We start from the raw sequence: 8,800 nt of genomic DNA, 5'->3' as shown, positions 1-8,800 counted from the left end.
CAAACCACCCGCCCCCGTTCCAGCACCACGTGATAATCCGCCAACCCCAGCAGCCTCTCCACGTACTTATCAATCACCAAAATCGTCTGCCCCGCCTCCCGCAACGTAGCCACACAATTCCAGATTTCCTCACGCACCAACGGCGCCAGCCCCTCGGTCGCCTCATCCAGAATCAACAGTCTGGGATTCGTCACCAACGCCCGCCCGATTGCCAGCATCTGCTGCTCGCCGCCAGACAATTGATTCCCCATATTGCCCGCCCGTTCCTCCAGCCGAGGAAACAGCGCAAATACCCTCTCCACCGTCCAGGGCACCCCAATATCCGGATTACGTGCCGCGACAAAAGCCGTCAGATGTTCTCGCACCGTGAGATTCGGAAAACACTGCCGCCCCTCGGGCACAATCGCCAGCCCCGCGCGGGCAATGCGGTCCGGCGCCCAGCCGCCGATATCCTGGCCCGCAAAACGAATAGTGCCGGCCCGCAACGGCAACTGGCCGAACATCGTCCGTAACAGGGTGCTCTTGCCCATGCCATTGCGTCCCAATAGCGTGACCACCTGCCCCGCACTGATATCCAGGTCCACCCCGAACAACACCTGGCTGGCCCCGTACCCGCTCTCGACAGCACGCATACTCAACATGGCGCTTGCTCCTGTGTACGTACCTCTCCGGCGTGAGGAGAATCATCGTCGCCCAGATAGGCCTTGCGCACTTCAGGATTGGCGCGGATCTCCTCTGGCGTCCCGGTCGCGATGATGCGCCCATACACCAGCACCGAGATGCGATCGGCCAGCCGAAATACCGCTTGCATATCGTGTTCCACCAACAGCATGGTGGTCTGCCCTCGCATTGACTCGATCAGGTCGGTCAAACGCAATGTTTCATCAGGCCCCATGCCCGCCATAGGCTCGTCCAATAACAACACGCTCGGCCTGGCAGCCAAGGCCAACGCGAACTCGAGCTTGCGCTGCTCGCCATGTGGCATGGTCGCTGCGGGACGATCGAGCAACGCATCGTCAATCGCACATTGACGAGCCAGCGCATGCGCCGTGTCGTATAGCGAGGTATCGGCCGTGCGCGGTTTCCAGAAACGGAAACTGCTGCCCGCATGCGCCTGCGCCGCGAGCAACAGGTTGTCGAGCACGCTGAACGACTTGAAAATATTCGTGATCTGATACGAACGCGACAAACCGGCCGCCACGCGCTGGTGCGCATTCAGGCGCGTCACATCGACGCCGCCTAACACCAGGCTGCCCTCATCGGCCGGCAAGGTCCCGGACAATAAATGGATCAAGGTTGATTTGCCGGCCCCATTGGGACCGATCAGGGCGTGGATCTCGCCAGGCGCCAGCGACAACGACACATGATCGGTCGCCAGCAACGCGCCGAAACGTCGAACCAGGCCCGTCGCTTGCAACACCGGCGCCGAGGTCTTTGCTACACCAGTCATGCCCGACCTCCCCGCACTCTCGCGCCCGCAAACCACGGCGCGACCAAGCCTGCCAAGCCACGTGGAGCCCCGAACACCACGCACAACAGCAAGATGCCCAACGGCAGATGCCAGTATTCCGTCCACATGCGCAAGACTTCCTCCAGCGCCAGCATCACCACGGCGCCCACCACGCCGCCGTAACGCAGGCCGATGCCGCCTACCAGCACCATAACCAGCAGATTGGCCGACTGCGTCCAATGCATCAGGCTGGGTGAAATAAACAGGTTGTGATTGGCCAGCAACGCCCCCGCCAGCCCCGCCACGGCGCCGCTGATGGCAAATGCCGCGAGCTTCAATCGAAACACGGGATAGCCCAGCGCCTCCATACGCGATTCGTTTTCGCGTATCCCTTGCAGCGCAGTGCCGAATCGCGAGTTCACTAACCGCCCGAAGGCCCACATCAGCACGGCGAATAACACCAGGACAACGTAATAAAAGCTGTTGCTGTCGGCCAGATCCACGCCAGGCAAGGATGAATACCCCGCCAGATTCAGGCCGTCTTCTCCGCCATACTGACGCAGCGAGATGAAGACGTAATACACCATCTGTGCAAAAGCGAGGGTGATCATGATGAAGTAGACCCCGCGCGTGCGCAGCGACACGGCGCCGATCAGTAATGCCAGGACGCCTGCCAGCGCAGCGGCGGCGGGCCAGACGATCAGCCCCGCCTGGACGCCGTAGGACTCCAGAATTCCCACGACATAAGCTCCCGCACCAAAGAACGCCGCATGGCCCAGCGCCACCATGCCGCCATAACCCAGGATCAAATTCAAACTCGTCGCTGCTACTGCGTAGATCAGCACCCGCCGTACGACTGACACATAAAAATCCAGCCCCATGGCCTCGGCCACCAGCGGGAATGCCGCCAGGGCCAACAGCACGATCCAACTGCCTATGATTGCTTTACGCATCGCTCACCCACGCGCCGGAAACAGCCCAGCCGGCCGGAATACCAGCACCACAGCCATGAGCAGATAAATGGAAATCGCCGCGAACGTCGCGGCCAGGCTGGACGCCATCGCAGGCGGCAAGACTTCGCGCAACAGCATGGGCAGAAATGCCCGGCCAGCGGTATCGACCATCCCGACCAACAAGGCGCCGACAAACGCGCCGCGTATCGAGCCGATGCCACCGATCACGATGCATACCAGTACCAGAATCAGGATTTCTTCGCCCATCCCGACTTGCACTGCAGTGATCGGCCCCAGCAATGCGCCCGCCACCGCAGCCAGCATGGCGCCGATGGTGAATACTCCTAGAAACAGCAATGGCACGCGCACGCCCATCAGCGTCGCCATTTGCCGATTGGAGGCGCCCGCTCTCACCAGCACGCCCGCGCGGGTACGCGTCACGAACCAGTACAAGCCGACCGCTGCGGCCAGCCCGCAAGCGATGATCATCAACCGGTAAGCGGGATACATCAGATCGGGCAGCAAACGCACGGGCCCGGACAAAGCGGCCGGCAAATTCAACATCACCGGCGCAGGGCCCCAGATAATTTTGACCAGATCATTGGCAATCAAGATGACGGCATAGGTGCCCAAGACCTGCGCCAGGTGATCGCGCACAGCGAGGCGGCGTATCAAGAGGCGCTCCAGCACCAGGCCCACTACCCCCGTCGCCAACGCGGCGACCAGAACCGCGGTGAGAAAAGAACCAGTGCGCTGCATGGTTTCGGCTGCGACATAGGCGCCCGCCATGTACAAAGAACCGTGCGCCAGGTTCATGATGTCCATGATCCCGAACACCAACGTCAACCCGGCGGCAATCAAAAACAACATCAGCCCGAACTGCAGGCCGTTTAGCAACTGCTCGACCACTAGCGTCATCTATTACTCCGAGAACCTCGGGTCTGCGCAGGCAGTTGCAAACGCCTGCGTCAACTCAGGATCCGGTCAAGAAACCTGTTTTCCCCATTGCCGCGGGCCAGCACCGGCCCGCGGGGCGGTCTACATGGTTACAGCTTGCACTGGCCCACGTATACGTCCTGATAATTGTCGAATACCTTGCCTACCAGCTTGTTGGTGATGCGGCCATCGCCGTCTTTTTCGATCACGCGCAGGTAATAGGCCTGAATGGGGTAATGGTTCTTGCCGTAGGTGAACTTGCCGCGCACCGAGGGATAATCGGCCTTGGCGAGTGCCGCCACGACGGCTTCGCGGTCAGAGGCCTTGCCGCCGGCTTGTTTCACGGCTGCATCCATGGCCATGATGACGTCATAGGCCTGCGCCGCATAGACGGACGGATAACGGCCGCCGTATTCTTTGCGGAAAGCTTCCACAAACTGCTTGTTTTGCGGCACATCCAGATCGTGAGCCCACTGTGCGGTGTTGAACATGCCCAGCATCGGGTCGCCGACGGCCTGGATCACATCCTCGTCAGCCGAAAAACCCGGACCGATGAGTTTCACGCTTTGCGACAGGCCCGTCGAGACGAATTGCTTGACGAAATTAATGCCCATGCCGCCCGGCAGAAAGATAAACACCGCATCCGGCTTGGCCGCACGGATCTGCGCCAACTCGGCCGCGTAATCGAGCTGGCCGAGCTTGGTGTAGACCTCTTCGGCGACTTCGGTCTTATAGCCGCGCTTGAATCCTGTCAGTGCATCCTTGCCCGCCGGATAGTCGGGCGCCATGATCAGCACTTTCTTGAAGCCCTTGTCCGCGGCGACTTTGCCTGCGGCCTCGTGAAACGCGTCGTTTTGATACGAGGTGCCGAACCAGTATTGATTGCAGCGATCACCGGCAAACTGGCTGGGGCCAGGATTATTGGAAAGATAAGGCACCTTGGCGGCGAACAACGCGGGGCCCACGGCGAGCGCGACATTCGAGCCGATGGGGCCGGTAAAGAAATCGATCTTGTCGCGCTGGATGTAGCGTGACACCAGCTGACGCGCCTGATCGGGGTTGCCGCCCATGTCTGTTTGCAGGAACTCGGCCGGCTGGCCGCCCAGCTTGCCGCCCAACTGCTTGATCGCCAGATTGAACCCGTCGCGTGCCTCGGCGCCAAGCGCAGAAAACGGACCCGATATATCATTAGCAATACCGACCTTGACGGGATCGGCAGATGAGAGGGCCGGCAGCAGCACAATAGCAGCCGCCAAAGAAGTCATGAAACGCATCGTGGTACTCCTGCGCCGCGGGCGGCGGATGTTTTTTATAAGGGAATGCGAATGCGAAACGGCTGTCGCTGGCCTGAGCACATCTCCCGGACGACACAAACAGGACTAGCGTGTCTCATAGTTTAGGTTTAAAGTATCTGGCAAGACAAGACTAGGGTTTTTACCGAGACTCGCTCTGCGCCATATCATGACCGACACGCCTGACCTGGAAACACGCGCTGCGCCCGATGATCACCATGCGTTGCGCCTATGGCTGCGCATGCTGACTTGCTGCAATCTGATCGAGTCTGAGATTCGCAGCCGCCTGCGCACCGAATTCGACACCACCTTGCCCCGTTTTGACCTGATGGCGCAACTGCAGCGAGCGCCCAAGGGGATGAAAATGGGCGAGCTGTCGCGCCGCATGATGGTCACCAACGGCAATATCACCGGCATCACCGACCAGCTCGAAAAAGAAGGCATGGTCATGCGCACCAAGGTGGAAACCGACCGGCGCAGCTCCGTCCTGAAACTCACCCCGCAAGGCCGCCGGGTGTTCACCCGCATGGCGCGCGCCCATGAGGGCTGGGTGAAAGGGATGTTCGCCGATCTGCCCGAGGATCATCGGGATGCCCTGTATCAGGCGCTGGGCGAATTGAAACTGCAAGTCGTCGCCGCTCGCAAACACGATCGCTGATCGCAACCGCCGCTGCCCTGGCTTCAGTTCAGCGTCGCGAATATCGCGGGCTTACACGATCACGGTCGGCCACCGCACGTTGCGCTGCGGCGCCTGAGACAAGCCTGCCCTGAGCCGCCATACGCCCAGGAGTGTTGACTGCGTGAGGCAGGAAAATAAGGCAACCCCGGGCAATCCCTTGGCCCGTCACTCGATGGTGGGATAATACGCGGAGCCCCCGTCCGACGGACGGGGTTTTCGAGATTCCTTTTGCCCCCCGCCACAGAGACGAAGTCATGGCCGTTAACCTGCAGATCCCCTCCGAGTCCGATATTTTTCCCGTTGCCGGCGTAGACATCGGCGTTACCGAAGCCGGTATCCGCAAGGCCAACCGACGTGACTTGACCGTGTTCCAGCTGGCGCCTGGCTCCAATGTGGCGGGCGTGTTCACCCGCAACCGTTTCCGCGCCGCACCGGTGCAGGTCTGTGAGGCGCATCTGGCCGCAGGCGGCCCGATCCGCGCTCTGGTGATCAACACCGGCAACGCCAATGCCGGCACCGGCGCCGAGGGCCTGAAAAAGGCCCAGGACACCTGCGTGGCTCTGGGCAAGCTGCTGAACGTTCCCGCCCAGCAGATCCTGCCGTTTTCGACCGGCGTCATTCTTGAGCCCCTGCCCCTGGACCGCCTGACCGCCGCCCTGCCTGCGGCCCTGGGCAATCTGGGTCCGAACGAATGGTTCAATGCCGCCCACGGCATCATGACCACCGACACGCAACCCAAGATCCACTCGCAGCGCCAGCAGATTGGCGGCAAGACCGTCACCTTTACCGGCATCAGCAAGGGCGCAGGCATGATCCGCCCCAACATGGCCACCATGCTGAGCTTCCTGGCTACGGACGCGGGCATTGCGCAGCCCGTGCTGCGCAAGCTGGCCCTGGAAATCGCCAACCAGTCGTTTAACCGCATCACCGTCGACGGCGATACGTCCACCAACGATTCGTTCATCATCATTGCCACCGGCCAATCGGGCGTGGAGATCGCCTCCGAGGCCGATCCGCACTATGCGGCCGTGCGCGATGCGCTGGCCGCGGCTGCACTGGACCTGGCACAGAAGATCGTGCGCGACGCCGAAGGCGCGACCAAATTCATGACCGTGCGTGTCGAAGAGGCCCTGACCACCGAAGAAGCCCTGAAGATCGCTTACTCGGTTGCCCACTCCCCGCTGGTCAAAACGGCGTTTTTCGCCTCCGACCCCAACCTGGGCCGCATCCTGGCTGCCATCGGCTACGCCGGCGTAGACGATCTGGACGTCTCGAAGCTGCGCCTCTGGCTGGACGACGTACTGGTCGCCAAAGACGGCGGCCGCAACCCTGACTACCAAGAGGCAGACGGTCAGCGTGTCATGAAGCAGGCGGAAATCACCGTACGCATCGCACTGGCGCGTGGCCAGGCGGCTGACACCGTGTACACCTGCGATTTCTCGCACGAGTACGTCAGTATCAACGCCGATTACCGCTCTTGATACATTGATCGCTGAGGGCGCCTGATCTCGCGCCCTTGTTGTCTTGTTGTTGTCCCTGCAGGAAATACTGACGTGAGTGCTGCTGATTTTTCCGTTCTGATCGAACGTGCCGAACGCGTGCTGGCCCAACTGGAAGCCTGGCTGCCCGCCGCACCGCCCGAGATTGATTGGTCCGCCCATGCCTACCGCTGGCGCAAGCGCGGCGCCCGCGGCTGGCTGGATGCCGTGCGCCACGTGGCCCGGATCGACATGGCTGATCTGCAGCACATCGAACGCCAAAAAGGCATCATCGATCGCAACACGCGTCAGTTTCTGCAGAAAAAGCCGGCTAATAATGTGCTGATGACCGGCGCGCGCGGCACAGGCAAGAGCTCGCTGGTCAAGGCCATGCTGGCCGCCTATGGTGATCAAGGGCTGCGTTTGATCGAGGTCGACAAATCCGACCTGGGTGACCTGGCCGACATTGTCGAGCTGATCGCGGCGCGTCCTGAACGCTATATCGTGTTTTGCGACGATCTGTCTTTCGAGGAAGGCGAAGCCGGCTACAAGGCCCTGAAATCGGTGCTGGATGGCTCGGTGTCGGCATCGGGCGACAACGTGCTGATCTATGCGACGTCCAACCGGCGTCACCTGATGCCGGAATACATGAGCGAAAACCTGCAGGCCAAACACCAGGCCGATGGCGAGATTCATCCGGGCGAAACCGTCGAGGAAAAAATCTCGCTGTCCGAGCGTTTCGGGCTGTGGCTGTCATTTCATCCGTTCAAGCAGGATGACTATCTGGATATCGTGTACCACTGGCTAAAAGAACTGAACTGCCCCGCAGATCAGATCGAGGCCAGCCGCACGGAGGCGTTGCAATGGGCGCTGGAACGCGGCTCGCGCTCAGGCCGGGTGGCCTATCAATTTGCCCGTGATTGGGTGGCACGCCATGTCTGACGGCATCATCGACGTCGCCGCTGGCCTGATTCTGCGGCCCGACGGCCAGCTCCTGCTGGGGCAACGGCCCGAGGGCAAACCTTGGGCAGGCTGGTGGGAGTTGCCTGGCGGCAAACTGGAGCCGGGCGAAACCGTGCTGCAAGCGTTGGCGCGCGAGCTGCAAGAAGAAATCGGCATCGAGGTCACGCAAGCGGTGCCGTGGGTGACTTATGTGCACGCCTATCCCCACACCACCGTCCGCTTGGCGTTTTGCCAAGTCACGGGCTGGAAAGGCGAGCCGCGCAGTCTGGAAAATCAGCGTCTGGAATGGGTCAATCCCGCCGAGGCGTCGAGTGTCGGCGATCTGCTGCCGGCCACGCTGCCGCCCTTGCGCTGGCTGCAGTTGCCCAACACTTACGGCATCACGTCCATCGGCGGGCGTGCAGGATTGCCCGCATTTCTCGAACGGCTGGAACGTGCCCTGGCGCGTGGCCTGAAGCTCATACAAGTGCGCGAGCCGGATTGGCCGGATGGTCCTGGGGCCACGTCGCTACGCGATGCGGTACAGACCATCGTCAAGCTTTGTCATGCTGCAGGTGCTCGTGTGCTGATCAACAGTGCGCATCCGGCAGCCTGGTGGCGTCAGGCAGACGGCGTGCATTTACGCACGAACGATGCAGCCGCGTTGCATACGCGGCCGGAGTTGCCTGAGGGCGCTTTAGTCGGCGTATCGGCTCACGACAATGCGCAGATCGTGCATGCACGGGAAATGGGTGCGGATTTTGCGGTGCTGGGGGCAGTGTTGGAAACACCTTCGCATCCGGGGCAACCTGGGATGGGATGGGATGGTTTCGTTGCCGGCAATCGGGATGCGGGGCTGCCTGTGTATGCGTTAGGGGGGCAGTCTGGCGATACCCTGGATGAGGCGCGTCGGCATGGGGCGCATGGCATTGCGGGGATTCGGGGGCTGATTTAGCGGGTTTCTTTTGTCGTTTCGTTAGTGGTTATTGGGCTCACAGTGTTGAGTGTCTGGGGGTGTGGGGTCTTAGTGCTATTGGCGTCGATGCGGGGCAGTGGCCGCGTGGGGGCTT

9 protein-coding genes are annotated in these 8,800 nt (G+C 61.3%); 4 read left to right on the top strand and 5 right to left on the bottom strand.

Annotated elements, in window-relative coordinates; translation table 11 throughout:
- From ACNA0J_RS29390 to ACNA0J_RS29370, 5 genes are all read right to left on the bottom strand, one after another.
- Positions 1-641, bottom strand: a 641-nt coding sequence (locus tag ACNA0J_RS29390; RefSeq protein ID WP_415822554.1) for an ABC transporter ATP-binding protein, incomplete at its 3' end; no start/stop codon positions are given.
- Entirely contained in the window at positions 635-1,450 is an 816-nt protein-coding gene (locus ACNA0J_RS29385) for an ABC transporter ATP-binding protein (RefSeq protein WP_415822553.1), read from the bottom strand. The genes ACNA0J_RS29390 and ACNA0J_RS29385, both read right to left, overlap by 7 nt.
- Positions 1,447-2,403: a branched-chain amino acid ABC transporter permease gene (locus ACNA0J_RS29380; protein WP_415822551.1), complete on the bottom strand. Its 957-nt coding sequence runs from the start codon at positions 2,401-2,403 to the stop codon at positions 1,447-1,449. The genes ACNA0J_RS29385 and ACNA0J_RS29380 overlap by 4 nt, the downstream gene beginning before the upstream one ends.
- A 3-nt stretch (positions 2,404-2,406) precedes the next feature.
- A complete protein-coding gene (locus ACNA0J_RS29375) occupies positions 2,407-3,321 on the bottom strand; it encodes a branched-chain amino acid ABC transporter permease (RefSeq protein WP_415822550.1) in 915 nt (304 codons plus the stop codon).
- 128 nt (positions 3,322-3,449) lie between these two features.
- Positions 3,450-4,613: an ABC transporter substrate-binding protein gene (locus ACNA0J_RS29370; protein WP_415822549.1), complete on the bottom strand. Its 1,164-nt coding sequence runs from the start codon at positions 4,611-4,613 to the stop codon at positions 3,450-3,452.
- A gap of 187 nt (positions 4,614-4,800) precedes the next feature.
- Here ACNA0J_RS29370 and ACNA0J_RS29365 point away from each other — a divergent pair, with 187 nt between their 5' ends.
- The 4 genes from ACNA0J_RS29365 to ACNA0J_RS29350 all read left to right on the top strand — a co-directional run bounded on the left by ACNA0J_RS29365 (position 4,801) and on the right by ACNA0J_RS29350 (position 8,685).
- Positions 4,801-5,289, top strand: a complete 489-nt coding sequence (locus tag ACNA0J_RS29365) for a MarR family winged helix-turn-helix transcriptional regulator (protein ID WP_415822548.1) — start codon at positions 4,801-4,803, stop codon at positions 5,287-5,289.
- Between the two features lie 275 nt (positions 5,290-5,564).
- Positions 5,565-6,791 (top strand): bifunctional glutamate N-acetyltransferase/amino-acid acetyltransferase ArgJ, encoded by a 1,227-nt coding sequence (gene argJ, locus ACNA0J_RS29360; protein WP_415822547.1) that lies wholly within the window; start codon positions 5,565-5,567, stop codon positions 6,789-6,791.
- 72 nt (positions 6,792-6,863) lie between these two features.
- The gene (locus ACNA0J_RS29355; protein ID WP_415822546.1) at positions 6,864-7,730 is read left to right on the top strand and encodes an ATP-binding protein; all 867 of its coding nucleotides are present in this window, start codon (positions 6,864-6,866) and stop codon (positions 7,728-7,730) included.
- Complete coding sequence (locus tag ACNA0J_RS29350) at positions 7,723-8,685, top strand: Nudix family hydrolase (protein ID WP_415822545.1); 963 nt, start codon at positions 7,723-7,725, stop codon at positions 8,683-8,685. Before ACNA0J_RS29355 ends, ACNA0J_RS29350 begins: the two co-directional genes overlap by 8 nt.
- Positions 8,686-8,800: the final 115 nt, after the last annotated feature.

It is taken from the genome of Bordetella tumbae, assembly GCF_965139195.1.
Classification (GTDB): Bacteria; Pseudomonadota; Gammaproteobacteria; order Burkholderiales; family Burkholderiaceae_B; genus Bordetella_A; species Bordetella_A tumbae.
Note: the sequence above shows the minus strand (reverse complement) of the source record. Positions and strands in the feature narration are given on the sequence as shown.